The following is a 20,398-nucleotide window of genomic DNA, read 5'->3' on the forward strand; positions in this document are numbered from 1 at the left end:
TGCTTCTACTGGCGGCATGCGTAACATCCTCGCGGGCCGCTCGTTCGTCGAGCGCCTATCGCAACCGGGCAGCGCATGAGGAAGCTGATCGAGGAGTTCCGCAAGGGCTGGCAGGGTGCAGCGCCGCCCCCGCTCGGTCTGAGCATCGGCTTTGCGGTGGTCTGCCTGCTGCTCTCGACCCTGGTCCGCTGGGGCCTCGCTCAGGTTCGTCCCGACATCTATTTCACGCCGTACTTCCCGGCCGTGTTCTTTGCGGCGGCCCTGGGCGGGTTCCGCATCGGCATCGTGACAGCGCTCGTCGGCGGCATGCTCGGCGTCGTCCTGAATTTCGGCGATGCTTTTGCCGATCGCGCGCGGTTTGTCCTGCTGGCGCTTTACTGGGCCGTGTGCGCGATCACCATCTGGGGTGTCGAGCACTATCGCACCATGCTGGCCGAGCAGCGCCGAATTTCCAGACGCCTGATCGAGGAAGAAGATTATCGCAAGCTGCTGGTTGAGGAGCTCCAGCATCGGCTGAAGAACAAGCTGTCGACGGTGCACGCCGTGGTGCACCAGGTGTTGCACGACCAGCCGCAGGTCTGGGCGCGGGTCGATCCGCGGCTGCGCTCGCTGGCCGCAACCGATGATTTGATTTCGCGGATCGACAAGGCCGGCTGCGACATCCGCGACCTGCTAATCTCAGAGCTCGGGCCTTACGGCCATGTCCGCTTCACGCTCAACGGCGAGCGACTGTTCCTGCCGGCCAAGCTCGCGGTCACGCTGTCATTGATGTTTCACGAGCTTGCCACCAATGCAGGCAAGTACGGCGCATTCTCCGCGCCGCGCGGTCTGTTGCAGGTGTCATGGACCATCACCGACGACCGCCTGACGATCACCTGGGACGAAACCGAAGGACCGAGCGTCGACAAGGTGTCAGAGCCCGGCTTCGGCACCCAGCTCTTGAAATCGGCACTGTCGGCTTTCGACGGCAAAACCGAGATCTCGTATCTGAAAACCGGGCTGCATTGCATCATGCAGTGTCGAATTCCACGAAGCGACGAGCGGTAAGGCTCAAGTGTCGCAACGTGGAAGGTGCGCTCCCTCCCCCGCTTGCGGGCAGGGCAATCGCATTTGAATATTGCAGAAGTCGTCATGCCCGGGCTTGTCCCGGGCATCCACGTTCTTTGTGCCGCGTGAAAGGCGTGGATGGCCGGGACAAGCCCGGCCATGACGCTGTGGAGACAGTCGGTGCCCATAGCCACGTCTCATCCTGCGTCAGACTCAAAAGCACTCTGATCGCAGTTTTTCATGCGGCGTTGACGCTCCGTTAATGACGATCGCCCGCGCGCGTCGGATCGCCGCAAGTTTTCTCCAAAACACCCCCGTATTTCGCCCGACCCCTTAACCAAGCTTAAGAGGGAACCGCGCAAGATCGCGCCCATTGCAAAGGCGCGCTGAAACAACAAGATTCATGACTTCTATGAACGACAATCAATATTCCGGCGCGACTGAAGCCGAGCTCGGTTTTCTCAAGGAAATCGTTAGAATGCTGCCGGCCGGCCTCACCGTGCAGGACGCGCATGGCGAGCTGCTGCTGGTCAACGATGCCGCCGCCGCGCAGCTCGGCCTGGATGGCAGCCGTCCTTCACCCGATCTGACGCCGCGGCGCGAAGCCTGCCGCCAGGCCCTGAGCGACGGGCAGCCGGTCGTGACCGAGGAAGCGCTTCACGTCGGCGCTGCGCGAAAGGTGCTGCTCACGACCCATCGCCCCGTTCGTCTCGACGGACGCGAGCTTCTGATCTCGGCATCCTCAGACATCACCGAGCAGAAGAATTTCGAGGACCAGCTGTTCCGCTCGGCCTATTTCGACGAGCTGACCGGGCTGCCCTCGCGCCGCGTGATCGAGCACCGCGCCAATGCCCTGCTCGCGCGCGACCGCGGCGGCGAACGCTTTGCGCTGGCCTTTCTCGACGTCGACAATTTCAAGCACATCAACGACTATTACGGCCACGCCGTGGGCGACGCGCTGCTGGTCGAGCTGTCGAAGCGGCTCGGACGGGACTTGCGCGATTCCGACATGCTCTCGCGCATATCCGGCGACGAATTCCTGCTGCTGCTGTCACCGATCCAGAGCCAGGAGGAAGTCGCCGAATTCATGCAATCGACGCTGGAGCGGCTGACCGCGCCGTTCTTCATCGACCATTCGGAAGTGTTCGCCTCGACTTCGGTCGGCATCAGCCTCTATCCCGACCATGGACGCAGCTTCGAGACGCTGCGGCAGAATGCGGACATCGCCATGTACCGCATCAAGAACAACGGCAAGGGACTTGCCGCCTTCTTCGATGCCAGCATGGAGCGCGAGGCACAGGCGCGGATGAAGGTCGAGCAGTCGCTGCGGCTCGCCATCCTGGAAAAGCGCTTCTGCTGCGCCTTCCAGTCCAAGGTCGACATCCGCACCCAGGCGGTGAAGGGCATCGAGGCCTTGGTGCGCCTGCGCGACGACGAGGGCGTGATCCAGGCGCCCGGCTCGTTCATCAATCTTGCCGGCGAGCTCGGTCTGATCGACGAGCTGACCCATCTCGTGCTCACCGAGATCGTCAAGTCGATCGACCTGATCAACGACACGTTCGGCCCGGAAGCGACCATCAGCATCAACGTCGCCGCCAGGCAGGCCGGCAATCCCGAATTCATGCGCAGCTTTGCGCAGGCGCTGGAGCAGACCGGCTTTCCGCAGCGGTTCATGATCGAGGTGACGGAAGATGCTTTCGTCGCGAAGAATCATTTTCAGGCCGAGATTCTGCCCATGTTCCGCAAGCTCGGCGTCGGCATCTCCATCGACGATTTCGGCACCGGCTATTCCTCGCTCTCGGCGCTGGCCGACATCACCGCCGACGAGATCAAGATCGACCGCTCCTTCATTACCGACATCCATAAGCGCCCGCGCAGCCAGGGCATCCTGCGCGCGATCGAATCCTTAGGCGAGGCGCTCGGCATCACGGTGATCGCCGAAGGCCTCGAATCCTACGAGGAGCTGGCCTATCTGCAGGCCGCCACCAAGATCCGCTACGCCCAGGGCTATTACTTCTCCCGGCCGATCTTCCTGGAGGAGCTGAAGCTCGCAACGCCCGCCTCGAGCGAGGCGCGGGTCAGCGTGGCAACCCGCCCGGCGCAACAGAACCGCCAGGGCTATTCGCGGGCGAGCGGGTACCGGCGGTAGGGGCGAAGGCGCCGCTCCAATCTCAATGTCGTCCCGGGGCGCGCAAAGCGCGAGCTATGATGCGCAATTGCGCATCTGAGGACCCATAACCACAGGGCGCAGTTGCTGAGCGACGCTCCCACTCCGAGTCTTCGCCAAATTGCTCCCTGGGGGTATGGGTCCCGGGTTCGCTTCGCGCGCCGGGACGATAGCAACTGCTGAGCTGGCTTCAGCCCCATTTCCCCCTTTGAAATCGCTGCACTTTTGCTAATACACAGGGAGACCTCCCCGAGGTATCTCATGCCTGCCGCCTCCTCCTCGATCAGCGATCCCGCCTATCTCCGTGCGCGCGCGATGGAGACGCTGTTCGAGCGGCTGGAGAAGCTCTGCGAGGGCGCGATTGCGATCGATCGCGGCGGGCGCGTCGTCTACGTCAACGAGAAATATCTTGCAGCCCTCGGCCTCGACCATGCCAGCGAGGCGATCGGCCGGCCGATCGAGGAGGTCATCCCGAACAGCCTGATGCGGAAGGTGGCCGAGACCGGCGAGCCGATCCTGCTCGACATCATGGAGCTCGGCGGCGAGCAGCTCGTCGTCACCCGCATGCCGATCGAGGACGAGAACGGGATGGTGATCGGCGCGATCGGCTTCGTGCTCTATGATCATCTCGAAAGTCTGAAACCCCTGCTCGCCCGTGTCGCCCAGCTCGAGAGCGATCTGCGGCTGGCGCGGCGGCAATTGTCCAACGCCCGCGCGGCGCGCTTCACCTTCGCCGATTTCGTCGGCACGACGCCTGCCATCGCGCGGGCCAAGGAGCTCGCACGCCGCGCCGCGCGGCAGAGCGTCACGGTCCTGCTCACCGGCGAGACCGGGACGGGAAAGGAGATGCTGGCGCAGGCGATCCACAACGCCTCCGCGCGCGCCGAGAAGCCGTTCGTCAGCGTCAACGTCGCCGCCATCCCCGAGACGCTGATCGAGTCGGAGTTCTTCGGCACCGCGCCGGGCGCCTATACCGGCGCCGACCGCCGGGGACGCGAGGGCAAATTCCGCATTGCCGACGGCGGCACGCTGTTCCTCGACGAGATCGGCGAGATGCCGCTGCAATTGCAGGCCAAGCTGCTGCGCGTGCTGCAGGAGCGCGAGATCGAGCCGCTCGGCTCGGACAAGATCACCAGGGTCGACGTGCGCGTCATCGCCGCGACCAATGTCGACCTGCGCAAGCGCGTCAGCGACGGCGCATTTCGCGCCGATCTCTACTACCGCCTCAACGTGCTCTCGGTCGACCTGCCGCCGCTGCGTCAGTGCCTCGACGATCTCCCCGACATCTGCGCCCGGTTGCTCGACGACATCAGCGCGTCGGGCGATTACGTCAAGGCGAAGATCACGCCGAGCGCGCTCGCCGCGCTCGCCCGTTATGATTGGCCGGGCAATGTTCGCGAGCTCCGCAATATCCTCGAGCGTGCGCTGATCCTCAGCGATTCCGGGCGGCTGACCGGCGAGGATTTCGCCCGCATCCTCCCTATCGGCACCGAAGTCAGGCTTGCACCGCCCGAGCGCCCGGCCGGAATGGTGGTGCCCTATGCCGAAGCCGAGGCCGAGTTCGAGAAGCACACGCTCGAACAGGCGCTCGCCGCCAGCAACGGCCAGATCACCGAGGCCGCCAGGATGCTGCAGATCTCGCGCGCGACCTTCTACAAGAAGCTCGCCAAGTTCGGCCTCGCCTCGGGACCCGCCTCCGTCTGAGTTTCGAGACTGATAATGTTCGGAGTCTCGGATTCCGGACACACGGCCTGGCCGCGCTTTGCCGATGCCGTGGCTGAATCTGCTGGGTTTTCAGCCATTTTGCGCAAGCCTGTGGCATCTGGCGCGGAGCTTGCTCTTCGCTTTGCACAATGACGCATGCTGCACATGCGCATTCTCAAACCAGGGAGGACGCAAGATGAGTGATGCGATCTCGGTCCATCAGCTGCAGACGAGACAGCCCTCGCACGTCACGGTCGCCACAGCGAGCCTGATCGGCACGGCGATCGAGTGGTACGACTTCTTCCTCTACGGCACCGCCGCCGCGCTGATCTTCAACAAGCTGTTCTTTCCGACCTTCGACCCCATGATGGGAACGCTGCTGGCCTTCGCAACCTACGCGCTCGGCTTCGTCGCGCGGCCGCTCGGCGGCGTCGTGTTCGGGCATTACGGCGACAAGATCGGCCGCAAGACCATGCTCTATCTGACGCTGCTGATCATGGGCGCGGCGACCGCGGCGATCGGCTTCCTGCCGACCTACGAGACCGCCGGCATCTGGGCTGCGATCCTGCTCGTAACCTGCCGCCTGATCCAGGGCTTCGGCTTAGGGGGCGAATGGGGCGGCGCGGTGCTGATGGCGTTCGAGCATGCACCCGCGGACAAGAAGGGTTTCTACGGCAGCTGGCCGCAACTCGGCGCCCCGCTCGGCCTCGTGCTCGGCACGCTGGTGTTCTCCGTGGTGTCGGCGGTGCTGACCGACGCGCAGCTCTACGCCTGGGGCTGGCGCATCCCGTTCCTGTTCTCGATCGCGCTGGTGCTGGTCGGGCTATGGATCCGCTTCACCATCGCGGAATCGCCGGAGTTCCAGAAGGTCAAGGATACCAAGCAGGAGGTGAAGATGCCGATCCTCGAGGCGATCAGGATGTACCCGAAGAACATCCTGCTCGCGATGGGCGCGCGCTTCGCCGAGAACGGCTTCTTCTACATCTACGCGACCTTCGTGCTCGCCTATGCCACGCAATCGCTCGGCATGAACAAGCAGGACATGCTTAACGGCGTCTTGATCGGCGCGGCGATCGAGACCTTCACCATCCCCGCCTTCGGCGCGCTCTCCGACCGGCTCGGGCGGCGGCCGATCTACATCTTCGGCGCGGTATTCTCGGCGCTAATGTCGTTCCCGCTGTTCATGCTGCTCGCGACCAAGAACCCGCAATACGCCTGGATCGCGATCGTGCTCGGCCTTGCCGTCGGCCATGCCGCGATGTACGGGCCGCAGGCGAGCTTCCTGTCGGAGCTGTTCGGCACCAAGGTGCGCTATAGCGGCGTCTCGCTCGGCTACAACCTCGCCTCGATCTTCGCGGGGGCGCTGTCGCCGCTGATCGCGACGGGATTGATGACGGCCTATGCGCCGGCGACCTGGCCGATCTCGCTCTATATGATCGCGCTGGCGCTGATCACCGTCGTCTCGGTCTATTTCGCCACCGAAACGCGCAAGATAATGTAGTCCTGATGCCCCTTGTCGCGGGGCGCGACCTATTCCAGGCCTGCTCCCCGCGATAAGATCAACGACAACAACGGCATGCGGTCGAGGGAACGGGAGGAACGCCGTGAGCCATCATCCAGCTCTGCCTTACTTGCGCAACTCCGAGAAGGGCAAGGTCGTCTCGGCGAATGAAGCCGTCATGCTGATTCGCGACGGCGACACGGTGGCGACCGGCGGCTTCGTCGGCATCGGCTTTGCCGAGGAGATCGCGATCGCGCTGGAGGAGCTGTATCTCTCCCACGAGGGCGATGCGCCCTACACCCAAGGCAAGCCGCGCAATCTGACGCTGGTCTATGCGGCCGGCCAGGGCGACGGCAAGCAGCGCGGCCTCAATCATTTCGGACATGAAGGCCTGGTGCGGCGCGTGATCGGCGGGCATTGGGGCCTTGCGCCGAAACTGCAGCAGCTCGCGATCGCGAACCAGATCGAGGCCTATAACCTGCCGCAGGGCGTCATCACGCACCTGTTCCGCGACATCGCCGCGCACCGACCTGGCCATATCACCCGCGTCGGCATGGGCACCTTCGTCGACCCCCGGCACGGCGGCGGCAAGCTGAACGCCCGCACCACCGAGGATATGGTGGAGCTGATCACGCTGCGCGGCGAGGAGTGTCTGCTTTACAAGACCTTCCCGATCGATGTCGGGATCATCCGCGCCACCACCGGCGATCCCGACGGCAATCTCACCATGGAGAAGGAGGCCCTGACGCTGGAGGCGCTCGCCATCGCCATGGCCGCGCATAATTCCGGCGGCATCGTCATCGCCCAGGTCGAGCGCGTCGCCGAGGCCGGCAGCCTCAATCCGCGCCAGGTCAAGATTCCCGGCATCCTCGTCGACTGCGTCGTGGTGTCGAGGCCCGAGAACCACTGGCAGACGTTCGGCACGCAATACAATCCGGCGTTCTCGAGCGAGATCCGCGTCCGCGCCGCCTCCCTGCCGGTGATGCCGATCAGCGAGCGCAAGATCATCGCCCGGCGCGCCGCGCTGGAACTGAAGGCCAACAGCGTCGTCAATCTCGGCATCGGCATGCCGGAAGGAATCGCCTCGGTTGCCAACGAAGAGCGCATCATCGATCTCATCACGCTGACGGCGGAGCCCGGCGTGATCGGCGGCATCCCCGCGAGCGGCATCGATTTCGGGGCGGCGATCAACACGCAGGCGGTGATCGACCAGCCCTATCAGTTCGACTTCTACGACGGCGGCGGCCTCGATGCCGCCTTCCTCGGCCTCGCCCAGGTCGATCGCGCCGGCAACCTCAACGTCAGCAAGTTCGGACCGAAGCTTGCCGGGGCCGGCGGCTTCATCAACATCAGCCAGAATGCCAAGGAAGTCGTCTTCGTCGGCACCTTCGGCGCCGGCAAGCAGCGCATCGCGGTGAAGGACGGCAAGCTCGCCATTCTCGACGAGGCCAAGTCGCGCAAGTTCGTCGATCGCGTCGAGCACGTCACCTTCAGCGGCCCGTTTGCCGCCGCGCGCAAGCAGCGCACCCTTTACGTCACCGAGCGCTGCGTGTTCGAGCTCCGCCCGGGCGGGCTCGAGCTCATCGAGGTCGCGCCCGGCATCGACATCGAGCGCGCCATCCTGCGCCTGATGGACTTCAAGCCGATGATCCCGCGCGATCCCGCCCTGATGGATGCGCGCATCTTCGGCGACGGGCTGATGGAGCTGCGCGAGCGCCTGCTCACTATTCCGCTCGACCAGCGCTTCACGCTGGACGAGCAGCAGAACCTGTTCTTCGTCAATCTCGAGCGCTATCCGCTGCGCAGCAAGGCGGAGATCGACACCATCGCTGCCATCGTCGAGGCCCGCCTGGCGCCGCTCGGACGCCGGGTCTACGCCATCGTCAATTATGACAATTTTTCCATCCTGCCGGAGCTGATGGACGATTATTCGGCGATGGTGCGCAGCCTCGTCGACCGCTTCTATTCCGGCGTGTCGCGCTACACCACGTCGGGCTTCCTGCGCATCAAGCTCGGCGAAGCCCTGGAGAAGCGCGGCGTCGCGCCGCACATCTTCGAAAGCGCGGAGGAGGCCCAGTCGGACTGGCGCCAGGTCGAGGCCGGCGCGGCGCACGCAGCGAGCCAGGCTCAAAAATGATACATGCTCACGCGCAAGCGCACTCCGCCGGAAGGTTTAATTGCAATGTTCGTAACGTTGTGCAAATCGCTGTTGGCAGAAACTTTTAGATCAGGAGGGACCATCGTGCGTCGATCACTCATTATAACAACAACCATCCTTGCGCTCGGTGCGGGCACCTCCGCGCTCGCCGACGATCTCAAGATCGCGCTGATCCACGGCAAGACCGGTCCGCTCGAAGCCTACGCCAAGCAGACCGAGACCGGACTGAAGATGGGCTTCGAGTACGCCACCAAGGGCAGCATGACGCTCGACGGCCGCAAGATCGTCATCATCACCAAGGACGACCAGGGCAAGCCGGACCTGGCCAAGGCGGCGCTCTCGGAGGCCTATCAGGACGACAAGGCCGACATCGCGATCGGCACGACGTCCTCGGCCGCGGCGCTCGCCATCCTTCCCGTTGCCGAGGAAAACAAGAAGATCCTGATCGTCGAGCCCGCGGTCGCGGACCAGATTACCGGCGAGAAGTGGAATCGCTACATCTTCCGCACCGCGCGCAACTCCTCGCAGGACGCGATCTCCAACGCGGTCGCGATCGGCAAGCAGGGCGTCACCGTGGCGACGCTGGCGCAGGACTACGCCTTCGGCCGCGACGGCGTCGCCGCCTTCAAGGAGGCTCTCGCCAAGACCGGCGCGACGCTCGCGGCGGAAGAATATGCCCCGACCTCGACCACCGACTTCACTGCGGTCGGCCAGCGCCTGTTCGATGCGCTGAAGGACAAGCCGGGCCGCAAGGTGATCTGGGTGATCTGGGCCGGCGCCGGCAATCCGCTGGCCAAGCTCCAGGACATGGATCCGAAGCGCTACGGCATCGAGCTGTCCACCGGCGGCAATATCCTGCCGGCGCTCGCGGCCTACAAGGGTTTGCCCGGCATGGAAGGCGCGACCTATTACTTCTACGAGATCCCGAAGAACCCGGTGAACGACTGGCTGGTCGCCGAGCACCAGAAGCGCTTCAACGCGCCGCCGGACTTCTTCACCGCGGGCGGCTTTGCCGCCGCGATGTCCGTCGTCGCCGCCGTCACCAAGGCGAAATCGACCGACACCGAGAAGCTGATCAGTGCGATGGAGGGCCTGGAGTTCGATACGCCGAAGGGCAAGATGGTGTTCCGCAAAGAGGACCATCAGGCGCTGCAGAGCATGTATCACTTCAAGGTCAAGGTCGATCCGAACGTCGCCTGGGCCGTGCTCGAGCCGGTGCGCGAGCTGAAGATCGAGGACATGGACGTTCCCGTCCGCAACAAGCGGTGAGTTGGTCACCTCTCCCATAGGGAGAGGTCGGCGCGAAGCGCCGGGTGAGGGGTACCGCCCTCTCGTGGGACCCGAGCCCCCTCACCCGATTTGCTGCGCAAATCGACCTCTCCCCTTCGGGGAGAGGTGTATCACCCCGCCGAGACACCTTACGAACATGCCGCTCACCCTCGAAACCCGCGACCTCACCATCCGCTTCGGCGGCCACGTCGCGGTCAACAATGTCTCCTGCACGTTTCGCCCGGGCGAGCTCACCGCCATCGTCGGGCCGAACGGCGCCGGCAAGACTACTTATTTCAATCTGATCTCGGGCCAACTCCGGGCATCTGGCGGCAGCATCCTGTTCGACGGCGCCGACATCACCGAGCATTCCGCACCGATGCGGACCCGCGCGGGTCTCGGACGCGCGTTCCAGCTCACCAATCTGTTTCCGAATCTCACCGTGGAAGAGAATGTCCGCCTGGCGGTGCAGGCGGCGAATGGCACGCATTACGACATGCTGCGGCCCTGGATGGTGCGCCGCGACCTGATCGCGCGCGCCGACGCCATTCTCGACCAGGTCGCGCTCGGCAATCGCCGCGGCGTCACTGCTACCGCGCTGTCGCATGGCGATCAGCGCAAGCTCGAAGTGGCGCTGATGATCGCGCTGGAGCCAAAGGTGTTCATGTTCGACGAGCCGACCGCCGGCATGAGCATCGACGAGGTGCCTGTTGTCCTCAACCTGATCGCGCAGCTCAAGCAGGACAGGAGCAAGATCATCCTCTTGGTCGAGCACAAGATGGACGTGGTGCGCTCGCTCGCGGACCGCATCATCGTGCTGCATAACGGGCAGCTGGTAGCGGACGGCGTGCCTGCCGAGGTGATCGCCTCGCCGATCGTACAGGAAGCCTATCTCGGCGTTGCGCCCAAGAATGCTGCAGCGACCGCCGCAGGGAGCGCAGCATGACCGATCTCCTCGAGCTCTCCGGCGTGCACACCCATATCGGCCGCTATCACATCCTGCAGGGCATCGATCTCGCCGTCCCCCAAGGACAGGTCACGATGCTGCTCGGCCGCAACGGCGCCGGCAAGACCACGACACTGCGCACCATCATGGGGCTGTGGCAGGCCTCGAGGGGCGAGATCACGCTGGCAGGGGAGCGCATCGAGAGCCTTGCGACGCCCGACATCGCGCGGCGCGGCGTCGGCTACGTGCCGGAGAGCATGGCGGTGTTCTCCGACCTCACGGTCAAGGAGAACCTGGTGCTGGCGGCGCGCGACGCGCCGCTCGACGACAAGCAGCTGGATTGGATCTTCGGTTTCTTCCCGGCGCTGCGCCGCTTCTGGCTGTCGCGCGCGGGAAGCCTCTCGGGCGGGCAGAAGCAGATGCTGTCGATCGCCCGCGCCATCGTCGAGCCGCGCAAGCTGCTCCTGATCGACGAGCCGACCAAGGGCCTCGCGCCCGCCATCGTGATGGCGCTGATCGAGTGCCTGAAGGAGATCAAGCGCAAGGGCGCGACGATCCTCCTGGTCGAACAGAATTTCTTTGCTGCCCGCGAGCTCGGCGACAACGTGCTGGTGATGGACAACGGCACCATCGTTCATCGCGGCGAGATGGCGGCGCTCGCCGCCGACGTGCCGCTGCAGGAGCGGCTGCTCGGCCTGAGCCTGGAGGCGCATCAGTGACAGACCTTGCCGCAACCGATCCGCTGCCGAAGCCGAAGCGCGATCTCGCGCCGATCCTGCTTCCGGTGGCGCTCGCGCTGCTGATGATCCCGCTGATCGGATCGACCTCGTCCTGGCTGACCCTGACCGTCGCGAGCCTCGCCATGGGCATGATGATCTTCATCATGGCCTCAGGGCTCACGCTGGTGTTCGGCCTGATGGACGTGCTCAATTTCGGCCATGGCGCCTTCATCGCGGTCGGTGCCTATGTCGCGACCCTGGTGTTGGCGCCGTTCGCGGCGTCCATCCAGGCCGATTCGCTCTGGACGAACCTTGCGGTGCTGGCTCCGGCCGCGCTGCTGTCGATGGCGGTATCGGGCGCGCTCGGCCTCGTCGTCGAGCGCGTGCTGATCCTCCCGGTCTACGGCCAGCACTTGAAGCAGATCCTGATGACGACCGGCGGCCTGATCGTCGCCGAGCAGACGCTCTATGCGCTATGGGGACCGCAGATCATCCCGATGCCGCTGCCGGCCTCGCTGCGCGGCTCCTTCATCATCGGCGACGTCGCGATCGCCAAGTACCGCGTGCTGGCGATGCTGATCGGACTCGGCGTCTTCATCGCGATCCAGCTCGTGCTCAACCGCACCAAGCTCGGCCTCTTGATCCGCGCCGGCGTCGAGAGCCGCGAGATGGTGGAGGCGCTCGGCTATCGCATCCGCCGCCTGTTTCTCGGCGTGTTCATGACGGGATCGGCGCTGGCCGGCCTCGGCGGCGTGATGTGGGCGCTCTATCGCGAGCAGGTCCACGCCTCCATGAGCGACGACCTCACCGTGCTGATCTTCATCGTCGTCATCATCGGCGGGCTAGGATCGATCGGCGGCTGCTTCATCGGCGCGATCCTGGTCGCCATGGTCGCCAATTACGGCGGCTTCCTGGTGCCGAAGCTCGCCCTCGTCTCCAACATCCTGCTGATGGTCGCCATTCTGATGTGGCGGCCGCGCGGCCTCTATGCGGTGACCAGCCGATGATGATCCTCTCGGGCGACCCGCCGCGCAGCCGCGTCCTCACGCTCCTTCTCGTCGTCATCATCCTGGCGCTGGCGGCGACCCCATTCCTGTTTCCGGGCGCCAAGGCGCTGAACGTCGCGGCCAAGATCTGCGTGTTCGCCGCGCTGGTCGCCTCGTACGACCTGTTGCTCGGCTATACCGGCTCGGTGTCGTTCGCCCACACCATGTTCTACGGCATCGGCAGCTACGCCATCGCGATCGCGCTTTACGGCATGGGTCCGAATTGGGCCGCGGTCGCCACCGGCATCGTCACCGGCCTGCCGCTCGCGGCGCTGCTCGCGCTCGCCATCGGGCTGTTCTCGCTGCGGGTCGCGGCGATCTTCTTCGCCATGATCACGCTCGCGGTCGCCTCCGCCTTCCAGGTGCTGGCCTCGCAGCTGTCCTGGCTGACCGGTGGCGAGGACGGCCGCAGCTTCCAGCTGCCGGAGCTGCTGCGCCCCGGCACGGTGCTGATCTCCAAGAACCTGTTCGGCTTCGAGATCAACGGCCGCATCCTGACCTTCTACCTGGTGTTCGCGATCTCGGGCCTGATGATCCTCGCTCTGCTGCGCGTGGTGAACTCGCCGTTCGGACGCGTGCTGCAGGCGATCCGCGAGAACCGCTTTCGCGCCGAGGCGCTCGGCTTCCGCACCGTCTTCCACCTGACCTATGCCAACTGCCTCGCCGCCCTCGTCGCCGCCAGCGCCGGCATCCTGAACGCGCTGTGGCTGCGCTATGCCGGCCCCGACACATCGCTGAGCTTCTCGATCATGCTCGACATCCTGCTGATGGTGGTGATCGGCGGCATGGGCACGATCTACGGCGCGATCATCGGCGCCACCATCTTCATCCTCGCGCAGAACTATCTGCAGTCGCTGATGGGCGTCGCTTCCAAGGCGGCGGACGAAGCCGGCCTGCCGCTGCTGCCTGGGCTGTTGCATCCCGACCGCTGGCTGCTGTGGCTCGGGCTGCTGTTCATCGCCAGCGTCTATTTCTTCCCGACCGGCGTGGTCGGGCGGCTGCGCCATGGCGGCGGCAAGAGCGAGGGCGCCTCGCATTAAGCGAAGATTAATGGTGCAGCGCAGGGGTTCGTTGCATGGGTGCGCTCACGCAATGGGATTAATGTCCAGGTAACTGGCTTTCCTAAGGTTTAGGCCATTTGTGTGGTGTATTCCTGCCCTTCCAGGGAGGGGGGAATGCGCCAGGTCTTGTCAGGGATTGCAGCCGTAACGTCCCTAGCCGTGAAGAACGGCTGGGAGGCAGCGCTTCGGCGCGGGCCGGTGCTGTGGCTGACCCTGTGCGGCGTGTTGCTGGTCGCGGGCATCTTCACCGTCACCGCCATGGCCGTCGGCGAATTCCGCGAGCGGGCCCTCGCCAACCGCGAGCGCGAGCTGGAAAACACGGTGCAGCTGATCGCGCGGCACTTTGATCAGCAATTTGAAGATTCCAACGTCGTCGCCGGCGATGTGATCGGGCAGATGAACCTGCCGGAGATCGCCTCGCCCGCGATGTTCCGCGAGCGCATCTCCGGGCTCGCGACGAACCAGATGCTGCGCAGCAAGATCAGCTCCGTGTCCTATCTCGGCGACATCGCGATCTACGACGCCGACGGCGAGCTGATCAACTGGTCGCGGACCCAGCCGCCGCCCAAGATCAACGTCTCCTCGCGCGCTTACTTCCAGACGTTCAAATCCGATCCGACGGCCGAGCCGGTCATCCTGGAATCCGTCCGCAGCTTCATCCTCGACAAATGGACCACGATCGTCGCGCGCCGGCTGAACGGGGCCGACGGTGCCTTCCTGGGCGTAATGGTCCGACGGATCAACCCCGACAGCTACCAGCAATATTTCGCATCCGTCGCGCTTGCCGAGGGCACGGCGATCTCGCTGTTCGATCGCGAAGGCAAGATGCTGGCGCGCTATCCGCATATCGAAGAATTGATCGGACGAAGCTTCAAGAATGCGCCGCTGATGCAGAAGGTGCTGACCAAGGGCGGTCAGCACACGCTCCGCGTCAGGAGTCCGCTCGACGACGAGGAGCGGCTCGGCTCGGCCGCGTCCCTGAATCATTTTCCCCTGATCATCGTCGCGACCAACACCATGTCGGCTGCGCTCGCGGACTGGCGGCAGCAGACCGGCTTCCTGGTCGCTACGGCAGGCTTCTCGGCCGCCGTGATCGCGCTGATCCTCTATCTGATCATCCGCCAGATCGGCCGGCAGAACCGCGCGGCGCAAGAGCAGCTGGAAGCGGAGCGACGGCGGCTCGATACCGCCTTGAACAACATGACACAAGGCCTCGTGCTTTACGACTCGTCGGACCGGCTCGTGCTCTGCAACCGGCGGTACATAGAAATGTTTGACCTATCGACCGAGGTGGTGAAGCCGGGTTGCCATTTCTACGACCTGCTGCAGCACCGGAAGGCCACCGGGACCTACGATGGCAACCTGCGTGAGTACGGCGATCCGGTTCTGCGCAGCATTGCCGAGGGCAAGGGATGCTCGACCGAGATGGAGATTCCGGACGGACGCACGATTCACATCGTCAGCAAGCCTCTGGCCGAGGGCGGTTGGGTCGCGACCATGGAAGACGTCACCGAGCGGCGGCGCCTCGAGCAGGATCGCGACCGCAATCGCACGTTCCTGCGCCAGATCATCGATCACATTCCAACGCAGATCACGGTCAAGGACGCGCGCACCCGCCGCTACCTGCTGGTCAACCAAGTGGCCGAGTCCCGCTTCGGCATGTCGAGCGAGGAGATCGTCGGCAGGACTGCGAACGATGCGTTTCCTTCGGAAATTGCCGAGATGGTCGCAGCCGAGGACGACAAGGTGTTGCGGTGTCCCGATGGCGTCTTCCTCGATGAACACCCCTGGGACATGCCGAGAATGGGACCGCGCTATCTCACGTCGAAGCGCATCGGCATCCGCGATCATGCCGACGAGGTCCGCTACATCATCAACGTCGTCGAAGACGTCACCGAGCGCCGGCTGGCAAACGAGAAGATCGCGTACCTTGCGCACTACGACTCCCTCACCGACCTGCCGAACCGCACGCTGTTCTGCGAGCAGATCGCACGCGAGCTGGCGAAGGTCGCCGACGGCTGCCAGTTCGCGCTGCTCTATATCGACGTCGACGAGTTCAAGGGCATCAACGATTCACTCGGCCACCATGTCGGCGACGAGCTGTTGAAGGCGATCGCGGGCCGTCTCCGCGGCTGCCTGAAGCAGGGCGACCTGATCGCGCGGCTCGGCGGCGACGAGTTCGCGGTGATTCAGACCGGGATTCAGTCCCCCGCTGACGTGCTGTCCTTCGTGACGAGGATCTACCAGGCGATCCGCCAGCCGTATCATTGCCTCGGCCACCAGCTCTCGACCGATGCCAGCATCGGCATTGCGCTGGCGCCGCAGGACGGCGCCGATCTCGACCAGCTGATCAAGAACGCCGACCTCGCGATGTACGGCGCCAAGGCCGAGGGCCGCCGCACCCACCGTTTCTTCGAGCCGGCGATGGATGCCAGCGCCAAGGCGCGCCTCAGCATGGAGCAGGATTTGCGCCAGACCCTGGTGAACGGCGGCTTCGAGATTCACTATCAGCCGCTGGTCGACCTGCGCACCAACGAAGTGTCCGGCTGCGAGGCGCTGCTGCGCTGGCGCCATCCCGAGCGCGGCATGGTGTCGCCGGCCGAGTTCATTCCGGTCGCCGAGGACACCGGCCTGATCAACGAGCTCGGCGACTGGGTGCTGCGCATGGCCTGCAACGAGGCGGCGACCTGGCCGGCGCATGTGCGCGTCGCCGTCAACGTCTCGCCGGTTCAACTGAAATGCGACACCCTGGCGCTGCGGATTGCCGGCGCGCTCGCCGCCTCCGGGCTGGACCCGCGGCGGCTCGAGCTCGAGATCACCGAGGCCGTGCTGATCCGCGACGACGAGGCGGCGCTCTCGATCCTGCACCAGCTGCGATCCATCGGCGTGCGCATCGCGCTCGACGACTTCGGCACCGGCTATTCCTCGCTGAGCTATCTGAAGCGCTTCCCGTTCGACAAGATCAAGATCGACCGCTGCTTCGTCGTCGACATCGCCCAGGCCACGGGCTCGCCCGTCATCGTGCAGGCCGTGGTCAACATCGCGGCCGCCAGCAGCATGACCACGGTCGCCGAGGGCGTCGAGACCGCGGCGCAGCGCGACATGCTGCGCGCGCTCGGCTGTACGCAGATGCAGGGCTACCTGTTCAGCGCGCCGAAGCCGGCCAGCGAGGTGCGCAAGCTGTTCGGTCCCGGCGATGGCTTGCCCGGGGCCCTGCCCGTGGCGGCGGTCGCGTGATGGCGAAGTCGCGCAAGAGCATCGACGTCGCCGATTCCTACGCGGTACGGCTGATGCAGCACCTGGTGGTGCCGACCTTCGTGATCGACCCGAAGCGCCGCGTCGTGATCTGGAACAGGGCTTGCGAGCGGCTGACCGGGGTCGCCGCCTCGGAGGTGATCGGCACCAGCAAGCACTGGCAGGCATTCTACGAGACGAAGCGCCCTTGCCTTGCCGACCTCGTCGCGCTCGACCGGCCCGAGCAGCTGCCGCAGTACTATCCGGAATATGCCGCGCGCGGCCACAACGGGCTCGGCTTCTCCGCGGAGAACTGGTGCGTGATGCCCAAGCTCGGCAGCCAGCTCTATCTCGCCATCGATGCCGGCCCGATCCACGACGAGGCCGGCAACCTGATCGCGGTGGTGGAGACGCTGCGCGACCTCACCGACCAGAAGCGCGCCGAGATGGCGCTGAAGGAGCTCGCCACCAAGGACGGGCTCACCGGCCTGTCGAACCGCCGCGCCTTCGACCAGATGCTGCTCGGCGAGTGGGCCCGCGCCCAGCGCACGCAGAAACCGCTGGCGCTGCTGTTCGTCGACGTCGACCATTTCAAGCTGTTCAACGACCAGCACGGCCACCAGAGCGGCGACGAGTGCCTGCGCGCGGTCGCGGCCGTCGTCAGCCGGCACGCGGTGCGCCCGCTCGACCTCGCCAGCCGCTATGGCGGCGAGGAGTTTGCGCTGATCCTGCCGGACTTGGATTGCGACGGCGCCTGCATGGTGGCCGAGGGGATCCGCAGCGCCGTGATGGCCTTGGCGATCGCCCATGGCGCTGCGGGCGCCGGCGACCACGTCACCCTCAGCGTCGGTGTCGCCAGCCATATTCCTGATGGGACCGACGGCGGCCCGGACCGGCTGCTCGGCGCTGCCGACGAGGCGCTCTATGCCGCCAAACGCCTCGGCCGCAACCGCGTCATCTGCGCCGAACGGGTGCTGGCCGAATTCGCCGCCTGCGGCGGCAAGCCGGTTCCGGCCCCGGTCAGGCGCAAAACGGCTTGAAGAAGCGCTCCAGCGAGAAGCGGTTGCCCGCCCCGCGCCAATCGGCTAAATGAACCTGCAACTGCACCCGTAGCTCAGCTGGATAGAGCGTTGCCCTCCGAAGGCAAAGGTCACACGTTCGAATCGTGTCGGGTGCGCCAGTCGTTGACTAGATCGCTAGAAATTCCTGTTTCTCGCCAACCCTCGGCTCGGCAGCGAACCTAGACCGAGAGCTTGCGGTCGCGCAGCTGTATTTCAGAGGTCTTTCCAAAGTTCGTTCGTCAATGCGGAAGCGACGCGCCGAGCACCATGTTAAGGTCCTGCGCCTTTTCGCAGCAGCATCGGATGGATTGCCGTTTCTGACGGAGACGGCTTGACTGGGGCGAGGCCGATTGGGGGAGAACTCAGCCCGTTCTGCGGTTGAAGAATTCATGCGGGCTCGCTAAAGGCGAGCGGGTGCGCGCGAATCCGCAGTCCGACGAACCGCCGCCAATGGATTCAGCACTTGATTACAAAGCTATCCCATCGACGCGACATTGACGGGCTCCGAGCGATCGCCGTCTTCAGCGTATTCTTCTATCACTTGGACGTTCCGCCGTTCAGCGGTGGCTTTGTCGGGGTCGACCTGTTTTTCGTCGTGTCCGGCTATCTGATCTCTCGGATCATTCTCAGCGAGGCTGATCGCGGAGAATTTTCAATCCAGCGATTTTACGAGCGCCGCATCCGACGCCTCTTTCCCGCAGCGATCGTCACCATTGTCGGCATTTTGGCCGTCGGTGGCCTCTGGTTCTCTCCAGAGCTTTTCAAGGGCCTGGCTCAAGACGTCGTGGCAACGCTCGGATCGGTCTCGAATTTCTACTTCTGGCGCGGCAGCCACGCTTATTTTGCCAACTCGGCCGATCCCAGCCCCGTGCTTCACTTCTGGTCGCTGGCCGTCGAGGAGCAATTCTATCTGTTTTGGCCCGTGTTCATTCTGCTGGGACGCAGATTGCTCGGCCGCGCACTGCCTTTGCTCATTCTTGGCAGCGCAATTCTTTCGCTTGGCGTCGCGCAAGCGACACTCGCAACCGACAGCTCGGGTGCTTTCTACCTGCCGACCTGCCGCGCCTTCGAATTTGCGATCGGATCGCTGGTCATCTTTGCGGAGCAGAGGCTGACCTTCCCGGCCGGAGCGCGCTCGCTGTTGGCTGCCGCCGGATTCACTTTGATCGCTTACGCGGTTGTCAGCTTCGACAATGCGACTTCGTTCCCTGGTGCGACAGCCCTCATCCCATGCCTGGGTGCAGCCTGCGTGATCTTGGCGGGCGAGCGTCACGTCCTTTCGCCTGTCCTGACCAATCCGCTGACTGCGGGGATCGGGCTGGTGTCCTACTCGCTCTACCTCGTGCACTGGCCCCTGATCGTCTACGCAAACTATATCATGGGCGATGACGCCAAGTCGGTTGTGGTGAAAGTGCTGATCATCGCCCTTGCGATAATGCTGGCTGCGCTGATGTATCGGCTGATCGAAAAGCCGTATCGCGAGCGTCGCTCGTCACTGCTGCGAGTCGCCGGCCCCGCCGCCGCGACGATCGTCTCGCTCGCGATTGTTGCATTTGTGGCCAACCGCCAAGATGGCTGGCCATGGCGGCTCCCGGCACAGGCCCGCGAGGTCGCCGATCTGCAGCGATTCGGCTTCTGGCCGTGCGCCAAGAGCGCACAATCCAAATGTGCCTTCGGGTCGTTGAGCGACCGCGTTGGCGTGCAAGTGCTTGGCGACTCCTTCGCCGAGCATTATGTCGCAGCGCTGGACCCGGCGGCAAAGCGCGCCGCCGTCCGGGGAGAGGCCTATACGGCCGAAGGTTGTCCGTTGCTCGTCGGCCTCGTGCGAATCGCTTTCGACGGCTCGCAGGATTGCAAACGCCAGCGCGATACCTATCTCGCCGCGATCAGGCAGAACCAGGCCGCAATCGTGCTCAGTCAATCCTGGATGACTTACGGCAATGCGATCCGCAACGAGCTCGCGCCGGAGGTCAATGCATCGGCCCTGCAGGTCTGGCGGGCTGGCATCGAGAACACGATCCATGAGCTGGGCGGCAGCGGACGGCGCTTCCTGATCATAGCACCCGGAGTCGAGCCGGGCTGCCGCAGCGCGATGTCCCGCTTCGCACCGGGACCCCTCTGGCACGCAGCAAGCAAGGCCTGTCCTGCTGTGCCCCTCGACCGCGTGCAGGCCGACAATCGCGAGTTCTATGCGATGCTCGAGGAGATCCGGAGCCGTTATCCGGACCAGGTCTTTCTGCTCTATCCAGAACGCTATCTGTGCGGAGAAGCCGAGTGTCCGACCGCGATGGACGGTCTCTGGCTCTATTGGGACGTCAATCACCTCACAGTCGCGGGTGCGCAACGAGTTGGCGACGGAGCCTCAAACCAGCTCCTTGAGTTCATCCGTGGCAAGGGAGAGCCTCCACCCCTCCATAGGGATCGCGGCCGAGACGAAACCATCCCGACTGAACGGAACTGACGAGCGCCTCTCGTCACAAGCCTG

At 64.6% G+C, this 20,398-nt stretch carries 13 protein-coding genes and 1 tRNA gene; all 14 read left to right on the forward strand.

What is annotated here, in order from left to right; genetic code table 11:
* Positions 1 to 75 precede the first annotated feature (75 nt).
* Entirely contained in the window at positions 76 to 1,047 is a 972-nt protein-coding gene (locus tag HZZ13_RS27705) for a sensor histidine kinase (protein ID WP_197962699.1), read from the forward strand.
* A 412-nt stretch (positions 1,048 to 1,459) separates the two neighbouring features.
* Positions 1,460 to 3,196 (forward strand): putative bifunctional diguanylate cyclase/phosphodiesterase, encoded by a 1,737-nt coding sequence (locus HZZ13_RS27710; protein WP_197962783.1) that lies wholly within the window; start codon positions 1,460 to 1,462, stop codon positions 3,194 to 3,196.
* A 279-nt stretch (positions 3,197 to 3,475) separates the two neighbouring features.
* Positions 3,476 to 4,918 (forward strand): sigma-54 interaction domain-containing protein, encoded by a 1,443-nt coding sequence (locus HZZ13_RS27715; protein ID WP_197962700.1) that lies wholly within the window; start codon positions 3,476 to 3,478, stop codon positions 4,916 to 4,918.
* A 196-nt stretch (positions 4,919 to 5,114) separates the two neighbouring features.
* Entirely contained in the window at positions 5,115 to 6,419 is a 1,305-nt protein-coding gene (locus HZZ13_RS27720) for an MFS transporter (RefSeq protein WP_197962701.1), read from the forward strand.
* A gap of 103 nt (positions 6,420 to 6,522) precedes the next feature.
* Positions 6,523 to 8,556, forward strand: a complete 2,034-nt coding sequence (locus HZZ13_RS27725) for an acyl CoA:acetate/3-ketoacid CoA transferase (RefSeq protein ID WP_197962702.1) — start codon at positions 6,523 to 6,525, stop codon at positions 8,554 to 8,556.
* A 105-nt stretch (positions 8,557 to 8,661) separates the two neighbouring features.
* Positions 8,662 to 9,846, forward strand: coding sequence for a substrate-binding domain-containing protein (locus HZZ13_RS27730; protein ID WP_197962703.1), 1,185 nt, complete (start codon positions 8,662 to 8,664; stop codon positions 9,844 to 9,846).
* Between the two features lie 157 nt (positions 9,847 to 10,003).
* Complete coding sequence (locus HZZ13_RS27735; protein WP_197962704.1) at positions 10,004 to 10,792, forward strand: ABC transporter ATP-binding protein; 789 nt, start codon at positions 10,004 to 10,006, stop codon at positions 10,790 to 10,792.
* A complete protein-coding gene (locus HZZ13_RS27740) occupies positions 10,789 to 11,511 on the forward strand; it encodes an ABC transporter ATP-binding protein (RefSeq protein WP_197962705.1) in 723 nt (240 codons plus the stop codon). Before HZZ13_RS27735 ends, HZZ13_RS27740 begins: the two co-directional genes overlap by 4 nt.
* Positions 11,508 to 12,518, forward strand: a complete 1,011-nt coding sequence (locus HZZ13_RS27745) for a branched-chain amino acid ABC transporter permease (RefSeq protein WP_197962706.1) — start codon at positions 11,508 to 11,510, stop codon at positions 12,516 to 12,518. The genes HZZ13_RS27740 and HZZ13_RS27745 overlap by 4 nt, the downstream gene beginning before the upstream one ends.
* Entirely contained in the window at positions 12,515 to 13,597 is a 1,083-nt protein-coding gene (locus HZZ13_RS27750; RefSeq protein WP_197962707.1) for a branched-chain amino acid ABC transporter permease, read from the forward strand. The genes HZZ13_RS27745 and HZZ13_RS27750 overlap by 4 nt, the downstream gene beginning before the upstream one ends.
* Before the next feature lie 135 nt (positions 13,598 to 13,732).
* The gene (locus HZZ13_RS27755; RefSeq protein WP_197962708.1) at positions 13,733 to 16,855 is read left to right on the forward strand and encodes a bifunctional diguanylate cyclase/phosphodiesterase; all 3,123 of its coding nucleotides are present in this window, start codon (positions 13,733 to 13,735) and stop codon (positions 16,853 to 16,855) included.
* Positions 16,855 to 17,892 carry a sensor domain-containing diguanylate cyclase gene (locus HZZ13_RS27760; RefSeq protein ID WP_197962709.1) on the forward strand — a complete coding sequence of 346 codons (1,038 nt, stop codon included), beginning with the start codon at positions 16,855 to 16,857 and terminating at the stop codon, positions 17,890 to 17,892. The genes HZZ13_RS27755 and HZZ13_RS27760 overlap by 1 nt, the downstream gene beginning before the upstream one ends.
* A gap of 63 nt (positions 17,893 to 17,955) precedes the next feature.
* Positions 17,956 to 18,032 (forward strand) — tRNA-Arg (locus tag HZZ13_RS27765).
* Between the two features lie 344 nt (positions 18,033 to 18,376).
* The gene (locus HZZ13_RS27770; protein WP_197962710.1) at positions 18,377 to 20,374 is read left to right on the forward strand and encodes an acyltransferase family protein; all 1,998 of its coding nucleotides are present in this window, start codon (positions 18,377 to 18,379) and stop codon (positions 20,372 to 20,374) included.
* Positions 20,375 to 20,398 lie beyond the last annotated feature (24 nt).

The sequence above is a fragment of the Bradyrhizobium agreste genome, from assembly GCF_016031625.1.
GTDB lineage: Bacteria > Pseudomonadota > Alphaproteobacteria > Rhizobiales > Xanthobacteraceae > Bradyrhizobium > Bradyrhizobium agreste.

Excerpts from the sequence above, each read along its gene's own strand:
- HZZ13_RS27705 (WP_197962699.1), top strand. The coding sequence starts at position 76 with ATGAGGAAGCTGATCGAGGAGTTCCGCAAGGGCTGGCAGGGTGCAGCG.
- HZZ13_RS27735 (WP_197962704.1), top strand. The coding sequence starts at position 10,004 with ATGCCGCTCACCCTCGAAACCCGCGACCTCACCATCCGCTTCGGCGGC.
- HZZ13_RS27740 (WP_197962705.1), top strand. The coding sequence starts at position 10,789 with ATGACCGATCTCCTCGAGCTCTCCGGCGTGCACACCCATATCGGCCGC.
- HZZ13_RS27720 (WP_197962701.1), top strand. The coding sequence starts at position 5,115 with ATGAGTGATGCGATCTCGGTCCATCAGCTGCAGACGAGACAGCCCTCG.
- HZZ13_RS27755 (WP_197962708.1), top strand. The coding sequence starts at position 13,733 with ATGCGCCAGGTCTTGTCAGGGATTGCAGCCGTAACGTCCCTAGCCGTG.
- HZZ13_RS27710 (WP_197962783.1), top strand. The coding sequence starts at position 1,460 with ATGAACGACAATCAATATTCCGGCGCGACTGAAGCCGAGCTCGGTTTT.
- HZZ13_RS27715 (WP_197962700.1), top strand. The coding sequence starts at position 3,476 with ATGCCTGCCGCCTCCTCCTCGATCAGCGATCCCGCCTATCTCCGTGCG.
- HZZ13_RS27760 (WP_197962709.1), top strand. The coding sequence starts at position 16,855 with ATGGCGAAGTCGCGCAAGAGCATCGACGTCGCCGATTCCTACGCGGTA.
- HZZ13_RS27750 (WP_197962707.1), top strand. The coding sequence starts at position 12,515 with ATGATGATCCTCTCGGGCGACCCGCCGCGCAGCCGCGTCCTCACGCTC.